Here is a 24,121-nt window from a genome sequence, read left to right on the forward strand (position 1 = left end):
CGTCACACGGGCGCGGGGCGAGGTCAATTCGTGTAAATCGAAACGGATCGTTCGCAGGCAACTCACGATCCTCCCCCGCCAGGGGGAGGTGGCACCGCAGGCGACGGAGGGGGAGGACACGGAACAGCGGTTTTCCCTTACCTCCCCGTCCGTCTGGCAAGCGCCAGCCACCTCCCCCTGGCAGGGGAGGATCGTAAATTACGGATACTCGATCGACGTTACCTCATATTCGCGCTCGCCTGCCGGCAGGTCCACGCGGCGCACATCGCCGATCGCGGCACCGCGCAAGGCGCGTGCGAACGGTGAGTTCCAGCCGATCCGCCCATTGCTCGCGTCGGTCTCGTCGTCGCCGACCAAGGTCAGGACCCGCTCGACGTCATTCTCGTCGGCAACCGTCACGCACGCACCGAACCACACGCGCGAGCGGTCTTCCTGCGCCGCCGGATCGACCACCTTCGCTGCCTTCATCCGCTTCGACAGCCAGCCGAGCCGCCGGTCGATCTCGCGCAGCCGTTTGCGGCCGTAGATATAGTCGCCGTTCTCGGACCGGTCGCCGTTGCCCGCCGCCCAAGAGATGACTTCGACCAAGGCGGGGCGCTCGGTCGACAGGAGTTGCTCGTATTCGGTGCGGAGTACGGCGTAGCCGGTAGGGGTTATGTAGTTCGGGCGATCCATGCGCGTCCCTACCATGTTCTCCCGCGAAGGCGGAGCCCAGTCTGGACTCCCGCCTTCGCGGGAGAACAATCTCAGGTAATTAACCCGGCCGGTTCTTCCCCAGATACCACGACAACCGCGCCGCCCCCCGGCTCTTCGCCCGCGCGGGGTTCATCAAATCGTACACCACCGCATTTTCCAGCACGCGCTGCACATAGTTACGCGTCTCCTGGTACGGGATCGCCTCGACCCAATCGACCATGTCCACGGCCCCGGTCCGCGGATCGCCGTTCGCGCGGAGCCATTTGTTCACGTTGCCGCCGCCCGCATTATACGCTGCCACCGCCAGCGGATAACTGCCGTAATTGGCGTAGACCCGCTGGAAATAGCTCGACCCCAGCATGATCGACATGTTCGGATCGGTCGTCAGCGCCGCCTGGTTATACGCGAGGCCGATCTTGCCCGACTGCTCGCGCGCGGTCGCCGGCATCAGCTGCATCAGCCCGCGCGCGCCGGCGTGGCTCACCGCGGCACGATCGAACTGGCTCTCCTGCCGCGAGATCGCGTGAATGATCGTCCAGTTATCCTCGTACCCCGCCGGCACCGCGACCATCGGAAAGCCGACCGCGGAATAATCGCTGAGGCCGTTCGCCAGCGCACTCCGCCCGACCATCACGCCGAGGTCCGGCCGGTTGATGCTCTTCGAAAGCTCGGCGGCGAGCAAATGATCGGTGTCGGTCGAAGCGTCCGCCGCGATCTGGCGGACGAACGCGGTCTGGTCCTGCCAGTCGCCGATCTGACCGAGGAACTTGACCGCCCGCACCGTCTCGCGCCGATCGAACGCCGCGCGCACTGATGGATCCACGACGATCGAGGCGACCGACGGCGGCGCGACCAACGCGCGCCCGGTGCGCTCGTTCGCCAGCTGCCCGTAATATTGATCGCGGTAGCCCGCCGCCTGGCCGTAGAACGCCGCCGCCTGAGGTGCCAACCCGGCCGCCTCCGCCGCACGGCCCGCCCAATAATAGCCCTTCGACCGCACCTGAGGCGAGCGCGAACCGCGCGCGTACCGGTCGAACAGCGTCATCGCGTCCGCCGGCCGCCCGAGCTGCTTCATCGCCACGCGTCCGCCGAGCCAGGCGAGGTTGGTATATTCGTCGCGCTCGGCATAGGATTTCGCTGCGATGTCCGCGCCAAACGGATACGCATCGTCGATCTGCCGCGCGATGTCGTAGGCGACTTGGTACTGCCCGTCGTTCGCCGCGCCGTTCGCGTTGGTGACGAGCACCTCGTACCACTCGGCGGCATTACCCGGCCGCGTCACCAGCGACCGAGGCCGCGCCAGCCACGCGCGCGCCGACGGGCTCGCCCCCGAATTGCGCAACCATTGCGCCCGGTCCGCCACATAGCCCGCGTCGTTCGCATACAGCGTCTGCGTCGAGGCCGAGATATCCGACGCGTTCGGCGCATTCGTCCGGAACGCGAGCCGCGCCGCGAAGATCGGCCGCCGCGCCGGGCTCGTCCACACCAGTTGCCGCTGCGCCGGGCCGGTCTGGCCCGCCCACAACAGCGCATCCATCCGCGCATCCTGATCGTCCGGCGTCAGCGCACCGGGGAAGCCCGACAGCACCATCGCCTCGTCGGTCGGCGTCAAGCCGCTGCTCCGCCACGCCGTCCGCACCGCCGCATAAGCCTGATCGCGCGCGCCGGTCGCCTGCAAAGCCCGTGCATAGGCAACACCGCCCGACGCGGACTGCGGCGGGTAACGACGGAAAAACGCGACGACGCTCGTCGGCGAGCCCATGGAAGCCTTGCGCTCCGCCGCACGCCGGTTGGCCGTCTCGTTAGGCCAGCCCGGATGCGCCATCAGGAAGCCCGCATAGCTGTCGAACGGCAGCGCATCGGTCTGCTGCAACGCCCGCCACTGCGCGATGGTCGAGGCAATCGCGCCATCCGCCGCCATCGGCTGCGCATTGGGGCCCATGTTGGCCAGCTGCGTGCTGTAGCGATTTAGCGTCTGCTGCCCGCCCCCCGACGCGGCGACCGTCCCCGCCACGACTGCAAGGAGAAGGCTCGTTTTAAACATCGATGCTACCATGTGGACAGCATACGCTCCGAACCCGTATCTGTCCTGAACGAAATCCGGATTTTGCAAGACATCCGGCGCAACAGGACCGCAGGCCACCGCATGTTTTCAGGATCTATTCCGGCGCTCGTCACGCCGTTTGCCGCCGACGGCAGCTTCGACGAACCCGCCTATCGCGATTTCATCGAATGGCAGATCGTCGAGGGCTCGTCGGGGCTTGTCGCGTGCGGGACGACCGGCGAAGCGGCGACCCTGTCGTACGACGAGCATTTCCACGTCGTCCGCGTCTGCGTAGACCAGGCGAAGGGCCGCGTCCCCGTGATCGCGGGTGCAGGCTCGAACGATACGCGCGTCGCCTCCGCCAATCTGTGTGCCGCGAAGGACGCCGGTGCGGACGCCGCGCTGATGGTGCCGCCCTATTACAACCGGCCGGGGCAGGAGGGTATCTTCCGCCATTTCGAGGCACTCGCGACGTCGACCCCGCTGCCGATCATCCTCTACAACGTCCCCGCGCGCACGGTGACCGATATCCAGCCGGCGACGCTCGCGCGGATCGTCGCGGCGTTCCCGGACGTGTTCGTCGGCGTGAAGGATGCCAGCGGCGTGCTCGCCCGCGTCTCACAGCATCGCGCGTCGTGCGGTCCGGATTTTTGCCAATTGTCGGGCAACGACGATATGGCGCTGGCGTTCAACGTCATGGGCGGCACCGGCTGCATTTCGGTAAGCGCCAACGTCGCGCCGAAGCTGTGCGCGGAGTTCCAGGCGGCGTGCCAGGCCGGCGATTTCGTCAAGGCGCTGGCGTATCAGGATCGGCTCTATCCGTTGCACGAAGCGCTGTTCACCGATGCTTCGCCGGGTCCGGTGAAGTACGCGATGACGAAGGTGCGGGCTGGCTTCCCGGAGACGCTCCGTTTGCCGATGACCCCTGCGGGCGATGCGTCGCGCGCTGCGGTCGACGCTGCCTTGGCGCACGCCGGTCTGGCCTGAACCCCCTGCGTGTTCTCCTGCGAAAGCAGGAGCCCAGGATCGCGAAGACCGCCGCGTGTAACCCTGGGCTCCTGCGTTCGCAGGAGAACGGCGTTTGTTTGCGCGAATAGCACCCCACCGCTTCCCCTAAGCCCTTCGACCTCCTACATCGCGCGTCCCATGGCACGTCCCAAACCCCCGACCTTCGAGAAGACCAAGATCGTCGCCGAGAACCGGCGCGCGCGGTACGACTATTACATCGAGCAGGTGTTCGAGGCGGGCATCGCGCTCACCGGCACTGAGGTGAAGGCGCTGCGCGGCGGCGAAGGCTCGATCGCTGAGGCCTATGCCGAGGTGAAGGGCAAGAACGTCGTTCTGGTAAATTCGAACATCCCCGAATTCAGCCACGGCAACCGCTTCAACCACGAGCCCAAGCGCCCGCGCAAACTGCTGCTCCACGAGCGCGAGATCAACAAGATGTTCGGTGCGGTCGCGCGCCAGGGCATGACTCTCGTGCCGCTGATGATCTACTTCAATTCGAAGGGCCGCGCGAAGATCGAACTGGCGCTCGCCAAGGGCAAGCAGAACCACGACAAGCGCGATTCGGTGAAGGAACAGGACTGGAAGCGCGAGCAGGGCCGGATCATGCGGGATCGCGGATAGCTTGTGTCGAAGGCGCCGGGCAGTATCTTCGGGCGCCTCGCGGCGTGGTCGCATCGCAACTTGCCGACCCGCGAATCGATGGAGCGCAACCGTCTCCTCCGTCCGGTCGCGCACCGCGTCCTCGCGCCCGAGCTCTGGCGCTTCACCCGTCGCTCGGTCCCGCGCGGCGTCGCGCTGGGGATGGTCGCGGGCATCCTGATCCCGGTCGCGCAGACGCCGGTCGCCGCGATCTTCGCATTGCCGTTCCGCGCCAACGTGCCGACCGCGGCGCTGACCACCTTCATCACCAACCCGCTGACCACGCCGCCGCTGTGGATCGCGGCCTATTGGATCGGCTCGTCGCTGCTCCGGCTCGACGCGCACGTCCCCGGCCAGCCCGTCGCGGACGCCGCGGCACGCACTGAATGGATCCCCTGGCTGATGCAGGCGGGACCCGCCACGGCGCTCGGCCTGCTGGTCATTACCGTTGTCTGTTCGGTCGGCGGCTATGCACTCAGTGCGCTCGGCTGGCGATTGTGGATCGCGCGCAAGTGGCGCAATCGCCATGACAATCGCGGATCGTAACAATCGTCACTAATATTGACCTACCCGAATTGACGGACCGTCCTATCGGCGTAGAACACACCGCATTCTGAAGATCTTTCTCCGAGGTTCTTGATGCGTAAGTCGATTGTTACCGTGATCCTGCTCGCGTCCGCCGCATCGGCTTTCGCCCAAACCAGTGCCCCGTCACCGACCCTCGCCAAGGCGGCCAAGGGCCCCGTCGCCGCCAAGGACGCAAACAAGCCGCAGATCGGCGATTTCGGCTTCGACATGGCGGGCCGTGATACCAGCGTGACGCCGGGCACCGACTTCTTCGATTACGCGAACGGTGGCTGGGTGAAGACCACGCCGATCCCCGCCGATCGCTCGTCCTACGGCATGTTCCACGTCCTCCAGGACCTGTCGCTCGAACGCACCCGCACGATCCTCGACGTCTCCGCCAAGACACCCGGCGACAAGGTCGGCGATTTCTATTCCAGCTTCATGGACGAGGCCGCGGTCAACGCGAAGGGCGCGACGCCGGTCAAGCCGATGCTCGCCGCGCTCAAGGCGACCAAGGACAAGACCGCGCTCGCTACCGAGATCGCCAAGCTCCAGCGCATGGGCGTCGGTGGCCTCGTCGGCGTCGGCGTGCAGCAGGACGACAAGGACCCGACCACCTACGTCGTCAGCCTCGGTCAGAGCGGCATCGGCCTCCCCGATCGCGACTATTACCTCAAGGACGACGCCAAGCTCGCGACGATCCGCACCGCGTATCAGGCGTATCTCACGCGCATGCTGACGCTCGCAGGCGAGCCCAACGCCGCCACCCGCGCCGCTGCCGTCTTCAATATGGAGAAGGGCCTCGCCACCGCGCACTGGACCCGGATCGAGAGCCGCGACGCCGACAAGACCTATAACAAATGGACCGCCGCCGACTTCGCCGCGAAGGCGCCAGGCTTCCCCTGGGCGCAGTACATGACCGCGATGGGCGTCACCGGCCGTCCGTTCTACCTCGTCGCGCAGCCGAGCGCGGTGACGGGTGAAGCGAAAGTGTTCGCCGACACGCCCGCCAACGTCCTGCAGGACTATGCGATGCTGAAGGTGCTGCGGTCGTATGCGCCGTACCTGTCGAGCGATTTCGACAAGACCAACTTCGCCTTCTACGGCACCACGCTGTCCGGCACGCCCGAGCAGCAGGTCCGCTGGAAGCGCGGCGTCTCGACCGTGTCGGGCGCGATGGGCGAGGCGATCGGCCAGCAGTACGTGGCAAAGTATTTCCCGCCCGCGTCGAAGGCCGCGGCGGACGACCTCGTCAAGAACGTCATCGCGGCAATGGGCGAGCGTTTGCGTAACCTCGAATGGATGGCGCCGGAAACCAAGACCAAGGCGCTCGCCAAGCTCGCCGCCTTCACCCCAAAGATCGGCTATCCGGACAAGTGGCGCGATTATTCGGCGCTTCAGGTCCAGCGCGGCGATCTCATCGGTAACGTGTCGCGCGCCAACGCGTTCGAATATGATCGTGACCTGAAGAAGCTCGGCCAGCCGATCGATCGGGCTGAGTGGTTCATGACGCCGATGACGATCAACGCCTACGCCAACCCGACGATGAACGAGGTCGTCTTCCCGGCTGCGATCCTCCAGCCGCCGTTCTTCGATCCGAAGGCGGACCCGGCGGTCAATTACGGCGGCATCGGCGCGGTGATCGGTCACGAGATCAGCCATCACTTCGACGACCAGGGTCGCAAATACGACCTCAACGGCAAGCTCACCGACTGGTGGACGCCGCAGGACGTCGCGCGCTTCAAGGTGTTCACCGACGCGCTCGTGAAGCAGTACGACGCGTACGAACCGCTCCCCGGCCAGCACATCCAGGGCGGCCTGACGCTCGGCGAGAACATCGCCGATCTCGCCGGCCTGACGGTGGCCTACGACGCGTACCACAAGTCGCTCGGCGGCAAGCAGGCGCCGATCATCGACGGCTCCACCGGCGACCAGCGCTTCTACTATGGCTGGGCCGGCGTCTGGCGCAGCAAGTTCCGCGACGCCGCGCTCCAGCAGACGTTGCTGTCGGATCCGCATTCGCCGGGCCACCAGCGCGTCCTGACGGTCCGCAACCTCAACCCCTGGTACGCCGCGTTCGGCGCTAAGCCGGACGAGAAGAGCTACCTCGCCCCCGCCAACCGCGTCCGCATCTGGTAACTGACCCCGTTCCATAGAGCCCCGTCATCCTGGGCTCGACCCAGGATCCAGAGCCACGCAGGTAACGCCGCCGGCTCTGGATCCTGACTTTCGTCAGGATGACGAAGTTTGGAGAGAAACATGAAGTCCTTCATCGTCGCCGGCCTACTCGCCGCAACCGCCATCACCGGCGTCACCGCCGCTATCTCGCAAACCTCTGAACCCAAGCCCACTCCCGCCGCCCCGACCGGCGCTCAATACGGAACGTTCGGCTTCGACGAGAAGGGCATGCACAAGTCCGTCCAGCCCGGCGACGATTTCTACACCTTCGCCAACGGCAACTGGTCCAAGAACACCCCGATCCCCGCCGACAAGTCGAACTACGGCTCGTTCAACCTCCTTTCCGACCTGTCCGAGACGCGCACCCGCGGCATCCTCGACACCGCCGCCAAGGACCCGAATTCGAAGATCGGCCGCGCCTACGCGACGTTCCTCGACACCGGCACGATCGAAGGCAAGGGCCTCGCGCCGATCAAGCCTTGGCTCTCCAAGATCGCCGCGCTGAACGACCGCGCGGGCTATCCGGCCCTTCTCGCCGAAGCCGACCGCGCCGGGATCGGCGGCCCGTTCGGCGGCGGCGTCGGCCAGGACGACAAGCTGCCCGAGCAATACGCGCTCTCGCTAGGCCAGTCCGGCCTCGGCCTGCCCGACCGCGATTATTACCTCAGCACCGACGCGAAGCTCGTCGAGGCGCGCAATGCCTACCGCGCGCACATCGTCAAGATGCTGACCCTCGCCGGCGAACCCAATGCCGAGGCCCGCGCCACCGCGTTGCTCGCGTTCGAGACCGAGATCGCCAAGGTCAGCTGGACCCGCGTCGACAGCCGCGACGCCACCAAGACCTACAACAAGATGACCGTCGCCGATCTCGCCAAGCGCGCACCCGGCTTCGACTTCGCCGCATACTTCAAGGGAATCGGCACGCCCGTCCCGACCGTCATCGTCGCGCAGCCCTCCGCGATCACCGGCATCGCCAAACTCGTCTCGACCGCGCCGATCGGCGTGCTCAAGGACCAGCTGATCCTCCGCTCGCTCGACGGCTATGCGGACGTCCTGCCCAAGGCGTTCGACGCCGAGCAGTTCGCGTTCTACGGCACCGTCCTCGGCGGCACCCCCGAGCAGGAAGCCCGCTGGAAACGCGGCGTCCAGTTCACCTCCGGCGCGCTCGATGACGAGGTCAGCAAGCTCTACGTCGCGCAATATTTCCCGCCCGAGACCAAGGCCGCAGCCGACAAGCTGGTCAAGAACGTGCTCGCCGCGATGGGCCGCCGGGTCGACAAGCTTGAATGGATGGCGCCCGAGACCAAGGTCAAGGCGCACGCCAAGCTCGCCGCGTTCACCCCCAAGATCGGCTATCCGAGCCAGTGGAAGGATTTCTCCGGTCTGACGATCACGTCGGGCGATGCGTTCGGCAACGAATGGCGCGCGAACGAATGGCAGCACCAGGACAATATCTCCAAGCTCGGCAAGCCGTTGCAGCGCTGGGAATGGGGCATGACGCCGATGACGGTGAACGCCTACGCCAATTTCGGCATGGTCGAGATCGTCTTCCCCGCCGCGATCCTGCAACCGCCGTTCTTCGATCCGAAGGCCGACGACGCGGTCAATTACGGCGGCATCGGTGCGGTGATCGGCCATGAGCTGAGCCATCATTTCGACGACCAGGGCTCGAAGTATGACGCCAAGGGCCAGCTCACCGACTGGTGGACACCCAAGGACATCGCCGGCTTCAAGGCGCTCACCGGCAAGCTCGGCGCGCAGTATGACGCTTACGAACCGCTGCCCGGCATGCACGTGAAGGGCCAGCTCACGATGGGCGAGAACATCGCCGATCTCGCTGGTCTCACCGTCGCCTACGACGCGTACCACACCGCGCTTGGCAGCAAGACCGCGCCCGTCCTTGACGGCTTCACCGGCGACCAGCGCTTCTATCTCGGCTGGGCGCAAGTGTGGCGCCGCAACTACCGCGAAGCCAACCTTCGCAACCGCTTGCTGACCGATCCTCACTCGCCGTCGCAGCAGCGCGCGTGGGTCGTCCGCAACCTCGACCCTTGGTACGCGGCGTACAAGCCGACGCCCGGACAGAAGCTGTACCTGACGCCGGAGCAGCGCGTTCGGATCTGGTAAAGGACGGATCGCACACTTCTGGTTCCCCCGCGGAGGCGGGGGGCCCAGGAATCACAAACACCAACACCCGTAACCCTGGACCCCCGCCTCCGCGGGGGAACGGCAGGGGCGATGTGATTGTGACCGAGCTATTATAGCGGCCACCCCGGCGAAGGCCGGGGCCCAATTGGGGGACGGTTCTGACGATGGACGGCGCTTCGTTAGGACCACCTTTCCAAATGGGCCCCGGCCTCCGCCGGGGTGGTGCCGTTTCTAGAAGCGGCGGGATCAGAGTTAGCGCCACCCCCATCACACGCATCGCTTGACGCCCAACCCCGCTTGAGCGGATGACGTCGCCGATGGCATCGCTCGCTCTACCCACCCCCGCCCGCAACGCGGCATTCGTCGCCATAGCCTCGGGCGTCGCCGCCGCGGCGATCGTGCTCCTGCTCGTCGGCAGCTGGATCGCCGCCGCCGGTTTCTTCGCCGCCGCCATCATCGTCATCGGCGCGCTGACCGCCTGGCGCCTGCTCAATCCCGTCGCCAAGGATGCGCCGCGCCCGGTAGACTGGGACCTCACGCGCACCGTCGCCCAAGCCGGCACCGACGCGCTCGCGATCACCGACCGAGCCGGGCGGCTAGTCTGCGCGAACGACGCCTACGAAGCGCTGTTCGAAGGCTTCCCGACGCCCCCCGGCCTCCCGCTCGACGAAGCCGGCAACACTGCACTCGCCGACGCCGGCCGTTCCGCGTGGCGCGACGGCACCGCGCAGGTCGACCGCCTCAATGCTCGCAACGTCTGCCTGTCCGCGCAGATCGCGCGCGCCGGCGACGACGCCGACATGCTCGTCTGGCGCTTCGTCACCGCGCAAGAGCACGACCTCGCCGAGACGCTCGCCGCGCTGCTGACGGGCCCGACCGGAGACCGGCTCGGCGGCAGCGGCATCATGGCCGCGTTGCTCTCCCCCGACGGCCGCGTCCGCACCGCCAACCGTGTCCTCCGCGCGCGGGCGTGCGGCGACGAATACGACTCGATCGAAGGCCGCGATTTCGCCCGCTTCCTCATTACCGACAGCCGCGGTCTCGTCCGGTTCGAACGCGAAGGCCTCGAAGGCACGCCGCTCCGCGTCCTCCAGATCCCGTTCCTCGACGGCGACGACGCGCCCGTGCTGGTCGCCTTGCTCGACGATGAGGAGAACGCCCCCGCGCTCGGCGCAAGCGCCTCCGCGCACGTCCGCAGCCTAGTGAGCATGATGCCGTTCGGCATGGCACTCGTCGATCGCGACGGTCGCTTCCTGCAGATGAACGACTCGTTCCTGCGCGCCGCCGGCGTCAATTCGGTCGTACCGCCGCTCTATCCGGGCGATCTCGTCGTCCGCGAGGACAAGGCCGCGGTCGCCGACGCGATCCGCAAGTTCGCGAACGGCGCGACGCACTCCGCCGACATGGCCGTCCGCCTCAAGGATCACCCGGACGAGCCGGTCGCGCTGACGATCGCCGGCGCGCGCGGGCTCGGCGACGCCGCCGTGCTGCTCAGCCTCAAGGACAATAGCGAGGAAAGCCGCCTCAAGCGCGAGGTCGCGCAGGCCACCAAGATGCAGGCGGTCGGCCAGCTCGCCGGCGGCGTCGCGCATGATTTCAACAACATCCTGACCGCGATCATCGGCCACTGCGACCTGATGCTGATGCGCCATTCGCCCGGCGACAGCGATTACGACGACATCCAGCAGGTCCGCACCAACTCGAACCGCGCCGCCAGCCTGACCCGCCAGCTGCTCGCCTTCTCGCGCCAGCAGACGCTCCGCCCGCAGATCCTCCAGCTCCCCGACGTCGTGTCGGAGGTGTCCAACCTGCTGAAGCGGCTGATGGGCGAGAACGTCCGCCTCGACATGACGCACGGCCGCAATCTCGGCCCCGTCCGCGCCGATCCGGGTCAGCTCGAGCAAGTCGTCGTCAATCTCGCGGTCAACGCGCGCGACGCGATCGTCTCGGCGAACGCACGCGGCGGCGGCGTGCTGACGATCACGACGCGTGCCGTTCCCGCATCCGAAGTGCGCGAGATGGCGTCCGACATCCTGCCCGTCGCCGACTACACCGCGCTGATCGTCCAGGACACGGGCACCGGTATCCCGCCCGACGTGCTCCCCAAGATCTTCGAGCCGTTCTTCACCACCAAGGAATTCGGCAAGGGCACCGGGCTCGGCCTCTCGACCGTCTACGGCATCGTCAAGCAGTCCGGCGGCTACATCTTTGCCGACAGCAAGCCGGGGCAGGGCGCGACCTTCTCGATGTATCTGCCCGTCCATTCGGCGCCCGCCGCGACTCGCCCCGTGGTGATCAAGCCGGCGCCGAAGCCGGTCGACCTGTGGGGCACCGGCACGATCCTGCTGGTCGAGGACGAGGACATGGTCCGCGCCGTCGCCGAGCGCGCGCTCACGCGGCAGGGCTACACGGTATTGACCGCGGAAAACGGCGAGATCGCGCTGGAAGTGCTGGAGAAACACGGCCGCCCAGACCTACTGATCAGCGACGTCGTCATGCCGCAGATGGATGGCCCGACGATGGTGCGGCATGCGCGCGAGAAATTCCCCGACCTGCCGATCCTGTTCATGTCGGGCTATGCCGAGGAGCAGCTGCGCAAGTCGATCGATCTCGACAACGTCGCGTTCCTGCCGAAACCCTTCTCGGTCCAGGAACTCGCCGAAGCGGCTCGAGACGTGCTGGCGACGCGCCGAGCCTAAACCGGGCTGACCCGAACAAGATGTTGGCAAGTCGTAACAATCCCGACTATGCGCATGACATGACCGCTCCCCAGCAGATTCTGATCGTCGAAGACGAACCGTTGATCGCCATGATGCTCGAGGATTTTCTCGAAGTGCTGGACAAGGGTGTGGCGGGCTCCGTCGACACCGTCGCCGACGCATTGAAGCGGATCGAAGAGGGCGGCGTCGATGGCGCGATCCTCGACGTGAACCTGCGTGGCGGCGAGAAGAGCACCGCGGTCGCCGAGGCGCTGGCAGCCAGGGGCGTCCCGTTCGTCTTCGCCACCGGCGGCGGCGATGACGGCGTAGCGCCAGAATTCCGCGACCGTCCGCGGTTGCAGAAGCCCTTCACGATGGATGGCGTCGCGAAGGCCCTCGAAGGCCTCTAATTTCCTCTTTCACCAGGAGAGGGAAGGGTCCCGCCGCAAAGCGGTGGAAAGGGTGAGGCCCAAGCTGCGTAAATATACGTGCGGCAGTCTGACACAGACATTTCGCGCATAAGACGCCCCCCCACCCGGCGAAGGCCGGGGTCCAATTGGGGGACGGCAGTAACGATGGTCGGTCGTCAGTTACCATGGCCTTTCCAATTGGACTCCGGCCTTCGCCAGGGAGGTGACTGGTTTCGGTCTCATCCGAAACACTGCGCCGCGTCCAGGCGCAAAAATCGACGCAACTCTCTTGCGCAAATACCCCCTCCCGCGACATAGGCGTTCGCCATGACCCGCACATTCGATAAATCGCGCCTGCCGAGCCGCCACGTCTCCGTCGGCCCAGAACGCGCCCCGCACCGCAGCTATTACTACGCGATGGGCCTCGACGAGGAGCAGATTGCGCGCCCGTTCGTCGCGCTCGCGTCCGCCGGCAACAATTCCGCGCCCTGCAACACCACGCTCGACGCGCAGGCTGATGCCGCGCAGGCCGGCGTTATCCAGGGCGGCGGCATGCCGCGCCGCTTCAACACGATCACCGTCACCGACGGCATCGCGATGGGCCATCAGGGCATGAAGGCCTCGCTGGTGAGCCGCGAAGTCATCGCCGACTCGGTCGAACTCTCGGTCCGCGGCCATTGCTACGACGCGCTGGTCGGGTTCGCCGGCTGCGACAAGTCGTTGCCCGGCATGATGATGGCGATGCTCCGCCTCAACATCCCCTCCGTCTTCGTCTATGGCGGCTCGATCCTGCCCGGTCGCTATCAGGACCGCGACGTCACCGTCGTCGACGTGTTCGAGATCGTCGGCAAATACGCGGCCGGCGCGTGCCCGCTCTCCGAAGTCCATGCGATCGAGAAGGTCGCCTGTCCCGGCCACGGCGCATGCGGCGGCCAGTACACCGCGAACACGATGGCATGCGTCGCGGAAGCGATCGGTTTGTCGATCCCGAACAGCAACATGGTGCCCGCACCTTACACCACGCGCGAACAGATCGCCGTGGCGGCCGGCGCGCAGGTCATGGACTGTCTCGCCGACAACATCCGCCCGCGCGACATCTGCACGCGCGAGGCGTTCATCAACGCCGCCCGCGTCGTCGCCGCGACCGGCGGCTCGACCAACGCCGCGCTGCATCTCCCTGCAATGGCGTCCGAAGCCGGTATCGAATTCGACCTTTTCGACGTCGCCGAGATCTTCAAGACAACGCCGTACATCGCGGACCTCAAACCCGGTGGTAAGTACGTCGCCAAGGACATGTACGAGGCCGGCGGCGTCTACATGCTGATGAAGACGATGCTCGCAGGCGGATTCCTCAACGGCGATTGCCTGACGGTGACGGGCAAGTCTCTCGGCGAGAATATCGACCAGGTGACGTGGAACCCCGACCAGAAGGTCATCTACGACATCAAGACCCCGCTGACCCCCACCGGCGGCGTCGTGGGCTTACGCGGCAGTCTCGCCCCCGACGGCGCGATCGTGAAGGTCGCGGGCATGCACCGCCTCCAGTTCTCAGGGCCGGCGCGCGTGTTCGATTGCGAGGAGGACACCTTCGCCGCGGTCGAAAACCGCGAGATCAACGAAGGCGAAGTCATCGTCATCCGCTACGAAGGCCCCAAGGGCGGCCCCGGCATGCGCGAGATGCTGTCGACCACCGCCGCGCTCTACGGCCTCGGCATGGGCGAGAGCGTCGCGCTGATCACCGACGGGCGCTTCTCGGGCGGCACGCGTGGCTTCTGCATCGGCCATGTCGGCCCCGAAGCAGCGGACGGCGGCCCGATCGCACTGGTCGAAAACGGCGACATCATCCACATCGACGCCGAAGCCGGCACGATCGACCTCGACGTTCCCGAGGCCGTGATGGCGGAGCGCCGCGCCGCGTGGGTGCCGCGCACCAACGATTACGGCTCGGGCGCACTCTGGCGCTATGCGAAGACCGTCGGCCCCGCGTACAAGGGTGCCGTCACGCATCCTGGAGCGGCAGCCGAAACCCATGTCTACGCGGATATCTAAGCAAATACTGGCGGTTGCCGCGCTTCTCTCGCTCCCGCTCGCAGCGTGCGGGCGGGGGCAGCCGAGCAGCGAACAGGTCGCGGCAAAGCAGCGCACCGAAACCGCTGGGGACAGCCGTATCGCCTGCGCGCAGGGTGGAGCCGCGTTCGCGTCGACCTGCACGATCGAGCAGACACAGGGCAAGGATGGCCTGATCCTGACGATCCGCCATCCCGACGGAGCCTTTCGCCGGTTGCTGGTAACGCAAGACGGTCGTGGCGTAATTGCCGCAGACGGTGCCGAGGTCGCGAAGGTAACGATCTTGGGTGGGGACGGCATTGAGGTCGTGCTGGGCGACAACCGCTACCGCCTCCCGGCCACCGTCAAGGGTACGACGAAGCCGTCATGATCGGCATCGAAGGCCAGCCGGTCCTCACCGCCGCCGAAATGCGCGCGGCGGAGGACGCGGTCATCGCCACCGGCGTCTCGGTCGAAACACTGATGGACCGCGCCGGCACCGCGATCGCGGAGGTAGTCCGCCGGCTCGCGGGGACGAACGACGTCCTGATCCTATGCGGCCCCGGCAACAATGGCGGCGACGGCTACGTCGCGGCCCGCGTGCTGGCGGAAATGGGCGTTGCGGTTAGGGTCGCGGCGCTGTCGGAGCCCAAGACCGACGCGGCGAAGTCGGCGAGGGCAGGGTGGCTAGGCCCGGTCGAAACGCTGGCGGAGGCGAAACCCGCACCAATCCTCGTAGACGCGCTGTTCGGCACCGGCCTGACACGGCCGCTCGACGCCAGTACAACACCGACCCCCAACCGTTCCCCCGCGGACGCGGGGGCCCAGCTAAATCCCGAGGGCTCACCTAGCGGCCTATCCTGGGCCCCCGCGTCCGCGGGGGAACGGTTGGGGTTCGAGTGTCTCCATTTCCTCGCAAACGCCGCGCAGCTAAGCATCGCGGTCGACCTGCCCAGTGGCCTTGGCACGGACACAGGCGAAGAGCTCAGCACGCCGCCCGCCTTCAACCTCACCCTTGCACTCGGCGCAGTAAAACCAGCGCACCTCCTCCAACCCGCCGCGCGCTATTGCGGCGAGCTTCGCCTGCTCGACATCGGCGTTCCCACTGCCAGCCAAGCCGAAGTCCTTAAAACCCCAATCCTCCCGACCCCGGGCCCAGACTCGCACAAATATACCAGAGGCATGGTCGCGATCATCGCGGGCACCATGTCCGGCGCTTCCGATCTCGCAGCCCTGGCCGCGATGCGCGCCGGCGCTGGCTACGTGACCCTGCTCGGGGGCAGCCAAGGCCCCCCGCACGCGCTCGTCCGCACGCCATTCTCCGATCACGCGCTTGCCAACGATCGCATCGGCGCACTCGTAATCGGTCCCGGCCTCGGCCGCGACGATACGGCCAAGGCTCGTCTCGAAGCGGCGCTGACCTCGGGCCACCCGCTGATCATCGATGGCGACGCCCTCCGCTTGCTCGACCCCGGCCGGATCAAGGCGCTGAAGGTCCCCGTTATCCTCACCCCGCACGCCGGCGAGTTCGACGCGCTCTTCGGCAAATCCGACACCAACAAGATTACCCGAGCCCGCGACGCCGCCACGCGCGCCAACGCCATCATCGTCTTCAAAGGCGCCGACACCGTCATCGCCGCGCCCGACGGCCGCGTCCGCATCGCGCAAGGGGCCAGCGACTGGCTCTCCACCGCCGGCACCGGTGACGTCCTCGCCGGCGCGATCGGCGCGATGCTCGCCGCCAGGCTCGATCCGCTCGACGCGGCCTGCGCCGGAGTGTGGCTCCACGGTGACGCTGCCCGCCGATTGGGCGCGGCTTTCATCGCCGACGACTTGGCGGAAGCGCTCCGGTCGGCCAGAGCGTCGCTATGACCTCTGAAACGACCTCTGAATCGAATATCGACACGATCGTCCGCGTCGCGGCGCGCGGCGACGGGATGACCGCCGACGGTCGCCACGCCGCCTTCTCGGCACCCGGCGACACGCTCGCGCCCGACGGCACCGTGATACCCGGCCCGCACCACCAGACTCCCCCCTGCGTCCATTTCCCGACCTGCGGCGGCTGCCAGCTCCAGCATCTCGACGACCAGGCCTATGCCGAGTTCGTCACCGACCGCATCGCCTCCGCGCTCGACGGCCAGGACCTGTCCGCGCCGATCCGCACGCCGCACATCTCCCCCGAACGCAGCCGCCGCCGCGCCACGCTCCACGCCGAGGCCAAGGGCGGCAAGATCACGCTCGGCTTCACCGCGGAGAAGGCGCACACGATCGTCGACATCAAGGAGTGCTGGATCCTCGATCCGCGCCTCTTCGCGCTCGTCCAGCCGCTTCGCCAGTTGCTCAAGCGCCTCAATTTCCGCCGCCGCGCTGACATTCACCTGACTCTAGCCGATCAGGGCGCGGACATCCTGATCACCGGCTTCGCCCCCGAAGGCCTCCCCGCCGCCGAAGCGCTCACCAAATTCTGTGAAGACTACAAGATCGCCCGTGTAGCCTTCGACGACGGCCTAGGCCCCGAGACGCGATGGGAACCCGACGCGGTCACGATCACCCTCGGTGGCGTCCCCGTACCGCTCCCGCCCGCGTCGTTCCTCCAGGCCACACCTGATGGCGAGGCCGCACTCACCGCCGCCGTCCTGGAAGCGATCGGCAAGCCAGCGACGGTCGCCGACCTGTTCGCCGGCCTCGGCACCTTCGCACTGGCAATCCCCGCCAAGGTCTACGCGGCCGAAGGCGCACGCGACGCGCTCGGCTCGCTAAAGGCCGCCGCGCACCGCACCCAACGTCCGGTTTACCCGGAGCACCGCGACCTATATCGCCGCCCGCTGACGGTCGCCGAACTCGACCGCTTCGACGCGGTGGTGATCGATCCGCCCCGCTCCGGCGCGCGCGAACAGGCTACTGCGCTAGCTGAGTGCAAGACGCCGGTGATCGCCTATGTCTCGTGCAATCCGGCGAGCTTCGCGCGGGATGCGAAGGAGCTTTGCGACGCGGGTTGGCGGATCGACTGGGTCCAGCCGGTCGGCCAGTTCCGCTGGTCGACGCATGTGGAGCTAGCCGCGAAGTTCGTCCGCTAGCCGAAGAAGCTTGTTCCCCCGCGAAGGCGGGGGCCCAGACTGGACCCCCGCCTTCGCGGGGGAACAAGCTTGTCAGGGATAAACCGCACTCACGAAGAACAACCCGTCAGGCGGCGCGTTCAGCCCCAGCATCGCCCGATCCTTCGCCGCGAGCGCGTCCGCAACATCGCCAACCGCCCAACGCCCCATACCCACCAACGCCAGACACCCAACCATAGACCGCACCTGATGGTGCAGGAACGACCGCGCCGCCGCATAAACGAACAGCCGCTCCCCCTCCCGCACAACCTCAAGCCGGTCCAAAGTCCGCACCGGACTGTCCGCCTGGCAATGCGCCGACCGAAACGTCGTGAAGTCATGCCGCCCGACCAGCGCCCCCGCAGCCTCCGCCATCGCGCCCGCATCCAGCAACTGCGGCACCTGCCAGGCGAGCCCCGCCTCGAACGTCAACGGCGAGCGCCGGTTGACGATCCGGTACTCGTACGACCGCCCGACACACGAAAACCGCGCATGCCAATCGTCGTCGACCACCTCGCACGCCAGCACCGACACCGGCGCCGGCTTCACCAGCGCATTCAGCCCCTCCATCAACCGAAACGCCGCGACCGGCTTCGCGATATCGACATGCGCGCGCATCGCCATCCCGTGCACCCCCGCATCGGTCCGCCCCGCGGCCTGCACCGCCGCAGTCTCGCCAGTCATCTTCAGCACCGCCGCCTCCAGCGCCGCCTGCACGCTCGGCCCATGCTTCTGCCGCTGCCAGCCCATGAACGGCCGCCCGTCGAACTCCACCGTCAACGCGAACCGCGTCAAAGCTGCGTCCCCGACCGGATCGGAAACCCGCGCAGCATTTCCTCCGCCGAGGTCACGCCGCGCCCCGCGCGCTGTACCAGGGTCGGCCGGATCGCCCCGTCGCCGCACCCAATCGTCAGCTCGGCATTGACCGTCAGCCCCTCGCACCCAAGAAACGAGAACGGCAACACGTCCGCCGCCAGCACCTTCACCCGCTCACCGGCATGCTCGAACCAAGCCCCCGGCGCCGGGTTCATCGCCCGCACCAGCCGCTCGACCTCGACCGCCGACCGCTCGAAATTGATCCGCGCCTCCGCCTTCTCGATCTTGGCGGCGTAGGTAACGCCCTCCTCGGGCTGCGGCCGGGCAGGGTAGGCGTCGAGATCGCCCAGCACTTCGACCATCAACCGCGCCCCCATCGCCGACAGCTCGGACGTCAGATCCCCCGCGGTCTTGCCGACGATCGGCGTCCGTCCCTCGAGCCGAACCGGCCCGGTATCCAGACCCGCCTCCATCTGCATGATCCCGACACCCGTCTCGGCATCGCCAGCAAGGATGGCCCGCTGCACCGGCGCCGCCCCGCGCCACCGCGGCAACAGCGACCCATGCACGTTGAGACACCCGAACCGCGGCGCCTCCAGCACCGCGCGCGGCAGAATAAGACCATAGGCCGCAACGACCGCCACATCCGCGTTCAAGGCCGCAAACGCCTCGCGCGCCTCAAGCCCGTCCGGCAGAGATGCCTTGAACGACACCGGCGTCCGCACTTCGATCCCCAGCGCTTCCGCCCGGACCTGCACCGGCGAAGGCACCAGTTCGCGCCCACGCCGCCCGCCCGGTCGCGCCGGCTGGCAATACGCCGCCACCACGTCATGCCCCGCCGCGACGAGAGCCTCCAGCACCGGCACTGCGAAGTCCGGCGTTCCCATGAAGATGATCCGCATGGCTCTCTCGAACACGCTGGCGGGGAGCCGCGCAACCCCCTATCTGTTCCCTATGGCATCCCCCGAGATCGAGGCGCTGACGCAGGCGCTGGCCCGGCTCCCCGGCCTAGGCCCCCGGTCCGCACGTCGCGCCGTGCTGCATCTGCTCAAGAAGCGCGACGCGGCGCTGGGTCCCTTGCGTGAGGCCCTCACCGCGGTCGACGAGCGGCTGGAGAATTGCTCGACCTGCGGCAACGTCGACACCACCAACCCCTGCGCGATCTGCGCCGACCCGCGCCGCGACCAGCGTTCGCTGTGCGTCGTCGAGGAAGTCGCCGATCTCTGGGCATTGGATAGGTCCCGCCTGTTCCCCGGCCGCTTCCACGTCCTAGGCGGGCGGCTGTCCGCACTCGAAGGCATCCGTCCGGAGGATCTCAGCATCGACAGCCTCGTCCGCCGCATCGAAGCCGGCGGCATCGACGAAGTCGTCCTCGCGATGAACGCCACGCTTGAGGGCCAGACCACCGCGCACTACATCGCGGAGCGCATCGAACGCTTCCCCGTCCGCGTCACGCAGCTCGCACATGGCCTGCCGGTCGGCGGCGAACTCGACTATCTCGACGAGGGCACGCTGGCGCAGGCACTTAGGGCAAGGCGGCCAATGGCTTGAGCCAAGTCCTTGACGCACCCGGCACGCGTACCTTAGCGGACGCACTATGACCGTCATGACCGTTCTCGAAGTCCCCGATCCCCGCCTGCGCCTCGTCGCCGAGCCGGTGGAGACGGTCGACGACTCCACCCGCACGCTCGTCGCCGACATGATCGAGACGATGTACGACTTCAACGGCATCGGCCTCGCCGCGACTCAGGTCGGTGTACAGCAGCGCGTCCTCGTCATCGATCTCCAGGAGGAGAAGGACGAGGACGACAAGCCGATCAAGAACCCCAAGGCGTACATCAACGCCGAGATCCTGTCGGTCAGCGACGAGGTCTCCACCTACAACGAGGGCTGCCTCTCGATCCCGGAGCAATATGCCGAGGTCGCGCGCCCGGCGCGGTGCCGTGTGAAATGGCTCGACGAGACCGGTGCTGCGCATGAGGAGGATTTCGACGGGTTGCTGTCGACCTGCATGCAGCATGAGATCGACCATCTCGATGGCGTGCTGTTCATCGACCACATCAGCCGCCTCAAGCGCGACATGGTGCTGAAGAAGCTGGCGAAGCAGCGCAAGCTGGGGTGAGGGGCGGGGGGTGTCGGTGCTGTCCGTTCTGAGAGCGCGCGGCTCATTCACCCAGCACGCTACCACCCCGGCGAAGGCCGGGGCCCAGTTGGAAAGGTCGCAGTAACGACACGCTGCCCTAAGTTGGCAACGCCCCCAACTGGGCCCCGGCCTCCGCCGGGGTGGTGCTGGTGGAAAAGGTGCCGACCCGCCCCCTAGTTCCCCCGCGAATGCGGGGGCCCAAGACCACAAGCACCACCACCCGTGAACTCTGGACTCCCGCCTCCGCGGCAGAACAATATTCCGATTGTCCTACGTCAACCGTTCGACGTATGTTCCAAGCATGACGTCCCCATTCGCTTCCCAAACCCGCCCGCTAACGCCCCCATCTCCTCCCAAGGAAATGCTGCGCCAGCGTCTGCACTTCCTATACTTCACTCCAGTTTCGGCTGCGCAAAATGGCTGAGTTCGCCATCATCGCCGTCCTCGCGCTAGCCGCCGGCATCCTCTTAGGCTGGCTCCTGGCCTCCCGCCGAGCCGCCACCCTGGCCAGCGAACTCGCCGTCGCCCAAACTAAGGTCGCCGACGCCGACCTCATCCGCACCGCGCGCGATGCGGTCGAACGCGAACGCAACGCCGCGATGCAGGACCTCGCAACCCTCCGCGCGCAAAACGCCGAGCGCGCCACCGATACCGATCGCCTTCGCCTCGACCTCGCAACGATCCGCGCCGACCGCGACGCCGCCCGCACCGAAATCGCCACGCTCAAGGCGCAAGGCGAAGCGTTCGAAGCCCGTCTGCTCGAACTCCGCGAGGCGAAGGACGTCATGGCCGCGCAGTTCGGCGACGTCGCCAACAAGCTGCTGAGCGACGCGCAGAAGACCTTCCTCGAACGCGCCGACGCCCGCTTCCGCCAGTCCGAGGAATCCGCCGGCTTGAACCTCAAGTCGATGCTCCAGCCGGTAAGCGACCGCCTGCAACGCTACGAAGAGGGCGTCGCCAAGGTCGAGGCCGAACGCCGCGACGCGTTCGGCGACCTCAAGGGCCAGATCGAGCAGATGCGCCTCGGCCAGGAAAAGGTCTCCACCGAAGCCGCCAAGCTCGTCAATTCCCTCCGCAACGCCCCCAAGTCGCGCGGCCGTTGGGGCGAGCAGCAGCTGAAGAACGTTCTCGAAACCTGCGGCCTCAGCGAACACACCGATTTCCAGACCGAGGTCTCGGTCGCGGTAGGCGATGACGGCGCTCGCCTCCGCCCCGACGCGATCATCCGCGTCCCCGGCGGCCGCGCGCTGGTGATCGACGCGAAGGTCTCGCTCAACGCGTACCAGGACGCATTCGGCGCGGTCGACGATGCCGAACGCCTGATCGGTCTCGCCGCCCACGCGGCGTCGATGCGCGCGCACGTCAACGGTCTCGGCAACAAGGCGTATTGGAGCCAGTTCGCCGATACGCCCGACTACGTCATCATGTTCGTGCCCGGCGAACACTTCCTCTCCGCCGCGCTCGAACACGACCCGACGCTCTGGGACTTCGCCTTCGAAAAGCGCGTGCTGCTGGCTACCCCCACGAACCTGATCGCGATCGCCCGAACTGTCGCGGCGGTCTGGCGCCAGGAAAAACTCGCCAACGAAGCACGGAAGATCGGCGAACTCGGCAAGGAAATGCACGATCGCCTCGCCAAGGTCGCGGACGACCTGCGCAAGGTCGGCGTCGGTCTCAACAGCGCGGTGAAGAACTTCAACGGCTTCACCAACTCGTTCAACGGCCGCCTGATGGTAACCGGCCGCAAGTTCCGCGATCTGAACATCGAGACGGGCGCGCGGGATTTGGAGGACGTGTCCTCGGTTGACGCACTCGCGCTAGGCGAGGGGCCCGCGTTGATCGAGAAGCCAGAGAACGTCGAAAGCTGACCTTCCACTACCACCACCCCGGCGAAGGCCGGGGCCCAATTGGAGGACGCGAATGATGGACGCTGCGATCCGTTATTCCAGCTTTTCCAATTGGGCCCCGGCCTCCGCCGGGGTGGTAAGGAAATAAAGCTCTTTGCACCGAAAACCGATCGGTACAAAATTCGTTCACCTCTCGGCAACCTTTTCCGACGCGGCGCATTAACCGGATAACACCCCCAAGAGTCACCCGGTCATGAAACACCTAGTCCCCATCCTCTGCGCCCTCATCCCCTTCGCCGCAATGATCGGCGCCTGCGTAACCTGCCCCTAACCTCTACCGCAAAAGCACAAAAGAAAAGGCCCGCCCGGATCACTCCGGGCGGGCCTTTCTGTATCGGCTAGAAGGGAAGCGAAGGGATCAACCCTGCGCCTCTTCCTCCTGGTCGCGCGGTGCTTCGGCGGTCGCGCCAGGCTCTGCGTTCGGATCGTAATCCTCGACGAAGCCAGCCTCGTCGCGCTCGAACATCGACGACATCACGTCGACGCCCGAAGCCTGCATCTCGGCCTCTTCAGGCGAGCGGGCGACGTTGACCTTGACGGCCACCGACACCTCGGGGTGCAGCGATACCTTGACGGTATACACACCGATCGCTTTGATCGGCTTGTCGAGCACGATCGCCGACTTGCCGACCTTGTGACCATCGGCCACCAGCGCATCGACCAGATCGCGAACCGCGACCGAACCGTAGAGCTGACCGGTGTTCGACGCCTGACGGATCAGGGTCACGGTCGCGTCGTTGAAGGTCTTCGCTTCGGTCTCTGCATCGCTGCGACGCGACGCGTTGTCCGATTCGATCTTCGCACGGTTCGACTCGAACACCTTGCGGTTGGCTTCGTTCGAACGAAGCGCCTTCTTGTTGGGAAGCAGGAAGTTACGCGCGTAACCGTCCTTGACCTTCACCACGTCGCCGATAGCACCAAGCTTTTCGACGCGCTCAAGCAGAATGACGTCCATGTGGGCGCTCCTTACTTAACGATGTAGGGCAGCAAGCCCAGATGACGCGCACGCTTGATGGCTTGAGCCAGTTCGCGCTGCTTCTTTGCGGCCACCGAAGTGATACGCGACGGGACGATCTTGCCACGCTCGGACACGAAGCCCTGCAGCAACCGGACGTCCTTATAGTCGATCCGGGGAGCGTCTTTGGCGGAGAACGGGCAGCTCTTGCGGCGGCGGAAGAATGGACGTGCCATGTTTATTCAGCTCCCTCTTCGCGGTCACGACGGGGACCACGGTCCGGACGATCGCCACGATCGGGGCGGCCCTCACGGCCACCTTCACGGTCGCCACGACGCTCGCGGTCACGATCCTGCTTGCGCATCATCACGGTCGGGCCCTCTTCGAGGGTGTCGACCTTGACCGTCATGTAACGGATGATGTCTTCGTTGATCTGGGTCTGGCGCTCCAGCTCTGCGATCACGCTGCCCGGGGCATCGATCTCGAGCATGACATAGTGCGCCTTGCGGTTCTTGGCGATCTTGTACGCCAGCGAACGCAGGCCCCAGTTCTCGGTCTTTACGACCCGACCTTCGTTGTCGTTCACGATCTTGGTGGCGATTTCCGCCAGTGCGTCCACCTGCGCTTGTGCCAGATCCTGGCGCGCAAGGAACACGTGCTCGTAAAGAGCCATGTCTTGTCCTTCGTCTTGGCCGATCGCTGATACACGCCCCATGCGTGCACCCCTCCGGCTGTCGTCTAGAATGCAAACAGGGGCGAGAGACGCGAAT

General features: G+C 66.5%; 21 protein-coding genes. 14 read left to right on the top strand and 7 right to left on the bottom strand.

Annotated elements, in window-relative coordinates:
* Positions 1–198: 198 nt before the first annotated feature.
* Together greB and C8J45_RS09130 are read right to left on the bottom strand one after the other, a co-directional pair.
* Positions 199–675 (bottom strand): transcription elongation factor GreB, encoded by a 477-nt coding sequence (gene greB, locus C8J45_RS09125; protein WP_107962917.1) that lies wholly within the window; start codon positions 673–675, stop codon positions 199–201.
* 79 nt (positions 676–754) lie between these two features.
* On the bottom strand, positions 755–2,740 hold the full coding sequence (locus C8J45_RS09130) for a transglycosylase SLT domain-containing protein (RefSeq protein ID WP_374956438.1): 1,986 nt from the start codon (positions 2,738–2,740) through the stop codon (positions 755–757).
* A 102-nt stretch (positions 2,741–2,842) separates the two neighbouring features.
* Between C8J45_RS09130 and dapA the strand changes: the two genes are divergently transcribed.
* The 11 genes from dapA to C8J45_RS09185 all read left to right on the top strand — a co-directional run bounded on the left by dapA (position 2,843) and on the right by C8J45_RS09185 (position 17,512).
* Complete coding sequence (gene dapA / locus C8J45_RS09135) at positions 2,843–3,727, top strand: 4-hydroxy-tetrahydrodipicolinate synthase (RefSeq protein ID WP_107963016.1); 885 nt, start codon at positions 2,843–2,845, stop codon at positions 3,725–3,727.
* A gap of 159 nt (positions 3,728–3,886) precedes the next feature.
* Positions 3,887–4,369, top strand: coding sequence for an SsrA-binding protein SmpB (gene smpB / locus C8J45_RS09140; RefSeq protein ID WP_055879372.1), 483 nt, complete (start codon positions 3,887–3,889; stop codon positions 4,367–4,369).
* Positions 4,370–4,447: 78 nt separating this feature from the next.
* Entirely contained in the window at positions 4,448–4,933 is a 486-nt protein-coding gene (locus C8J45_RS09145; RefSeq protein ID WP_107963017.1) for a DUF2062 domain-containing protein, read from the top strand.
* A 93-nt stretch (positions 4,934–5,026) separates the two neighbouring features.
* Positions 5,027–7,093 (top strand): M13 family metallopeptidase, encoded by a 2,067-nt coding sequence (locus C8J45_RS09150; RefSeq protein WP_107962919.1) that lies wholly within the window; start codon positions 5,027–5,029, stop codon positions 7,091–7,093.
* Between the two features lie 120 nt (positions 7,094–7,213).
* Positions 7,214–9,259 carry a M13 family metallopeptidase gene (locus C8J45_RS09155; protein WP_107962920.1) on the top strand — a complete coding sequence of 682 codons (2,046 nt, stop codon included), beginning with the start codon at positions 7,214–7,216 and terminating at the stop codon, positions 9,257–9,259.
* A 338-nt stretch (positions 9,260–9,597) separates the two neighbouring features.
* On the top strand, positions 9,598–11,979 hold the full coding sequence (locus tag C8J45_RS09160) for a response regulator (RefSeq protein WP_107963018.1): 2,382 nt from the start codon (positions 9,598–9,600) through the stop codon (positions 11,977–11,979).
* Positions 11,980–12,038: 59 nt separating this feature from the next.
* Positions 12,039–12,389: a response regulator gene (locus C8J45_RS09165; protein ID WP_107962921.1), complete on the top strand. Its 351-nt coding sequence runs from the start codon at positions 12,039–12,041 to the stop codon at positions 12,387–12,389.
* Between the two features lie 327 nt (positions 12,390–12,716).
* Positions 12,717–14,438: a dihydroxy-acid dehydratase gene (gene ilvD / locus C8J45_RS09170; protein ID WP_107962922.1), complete on the top strand. Its 1,722-nt coding sequence runs from the start codon at positions 12,717–12,719 to the stop codon at positions 14,436–14,438.
* A complete protein-coding gene (locus tag C8J45_RS09175) occupies positions 14,419–14,826 on the top strand; it encodes a hypothetical protein (RefSeq protein WP_107962923.1) in 408 nt (135 codons plus the stop codon). Before ilvD ends, C8J45_RS09175 begins: the two co-directional genes overlap by 20 nt.
* Complete coding sequence (locus C8J45_RS09180) at positions 14,823–16,307, top strand: NAD(P)H-hydrate dehydratase (RefSeq protein WP_107962924.1); 1,485 nt, start codon at positions 14,823–14,825, stop codon at positions 16,305–16,307. The genes C8J45_RS09175 and C8J45_RS09180 overlap by 4 nt, the downstream gene beginning before the upstream one ends.
* Positions 16,304–17,512 (top strand): class I SAM-dependent RNA methyltransferase, encoded by a 1,209-nt coding sequence (locus tag C8J45_RS09185; RefSeq protein ID WP_107962925.1) that lies wholly within the window; start codon positions 16,304–16,306, stop codon positions 17,510–17,512. The genes C8J45_RS09180 and C8J45_RS09185 overlap by 4 nt, the downstream gene beginning before the upstream one ends.
* Before the next feature lie 72 nt (positions 17,513–17,584).
* Here the strand turns inward: C8J45_RS09185 and truA are convergent, their stop codons facing one another.
* The gene (gene truA / locus C8J45_RS09190; protein ID WP_107962926.1) at positions 17,585–18,325 is read right to left on the bottom strand and encodes a tRNA pseudouridine(38-40) synthase TruA; all 741 of its coding nucleotides are present in this window, start codon (positions 18,323–18,325) and stop codon (positions 17,585–17,587) included.
* The gene (gene fmt / locus C8J45_RS09195) at positions 18,322–19,248 is read right to left on the bottom strand and encodes a methionyl-tRNA formyltransferase (RefSeq protein WP_107962927.1); all 927 of its coding nucleotides are present in this window, start codon (positions 19,246–19,248) and stop codon (positions 18,322–18,324) included. The genes truA and fmt overlap by 4 nt, the downstream gene beginning before the upstream one ends.
* A gap of 52 nt (positions 19,249–19,300) precedes the next feature.
* Between fmt and recR the strand changes: the two genes are divergently transcribed.
* The 3 genes from recR to rmuC all read left to right on the top strand — a co-directional run bounded on the left by recR (position 19,301) and on the right by rmuC (position 22,357).
* The gene (recR, locus tag C8J45_RS09200; protein WP_056052820.1) at positions 19,301–19,897 is read left to right on the top strand and encodes a recombination mediator RecR; all 597 of its coding nucleotides are present in this window, start codon (positions 19,301–19,303) and stop codon (positions 19,895–19,897) included.
* 46 nt (positions 19,898–19,943) lie between these two features.
* Positions 19,944–20,468 carry a peptide deformylase gene (gene def, locus C8J45_RS09205; RefSeq protein ID WP_107962928.1) on the top strand — a complete coding sequence of 175 codons (525 nt, stop codon included), beginning with the start codon at positions 19,944–19,946 and terminating at the stop codon, positions 20,466–20,468.
* Between the two features lie 437 nt (positions 20,469–20,905).
* Positions 20,906–22,357, top strand: coding sequence for a DNA recombination protein RmuC (gene rmuC, locus C8J45_RS09210; protein WP_107962929.1), 1,452 nt, complete (start codon positions 20,906–20,908; stop codon positions 22,355–22,357).
* Between the two features lie 397 nt (positions 22,358–22,754).
* Here rmuC and rplI read toward each other — a convergent pair whose 3' ends face one another.
* The 3 genes from rplI to rpsF are packed head-to-tail and all read right to left on the bottom strand — an operon-like array spanning position 22,755 to position 24,024.
* Complete coding sequence (rplI, locus tag C8J45_RS09215; RefSeq protein ID WP_056050886.1) at positions 22,755–23,351, bottom strand: 50S ribosomal protein L9; 597 nt, start codon at positions 23,349–23,351, stop codon at positions 22,755–22,757.
* 11 nt (positions 23,352–23,362) lie between these two features.
* On the bottom strand, positions 23,363–23,587 hold the full coding sequence (gene rpsR, locus C8J45_RS09220; protein ID WP_031393978.1) for a 30S ribosomal protein S18: 225 nt from the start codon (positions 23,585–23,587) through the stop codon (positions 23,363–23,365).
* A 2-nt stretch (positions 23,588–23,589) separates the two neighbouring features.
* Complete coding sequence (gene rpsF, locus C8J45_RS09225; RefSeq protein ID WP_056050884.1) at positions 23,590–24,024, bottom strand: 30S ribosomal protein S6; 435 nt, start codon at positions 24,022–24,024, stop codon at positions 23,590–23,592.
* Positions 24,025–24,121 lie beyond the last annotated feature (97 nt).

This window comes from Sphingomonas sp. PP-CE-3G-477 (genome assembly GCF_003050745.1).
GTDB lineage: Bacteria > Pseudomonadota > Alphaproteobacteria > Sphingomonadales > Sphingomonadaceae > Sphingomonas.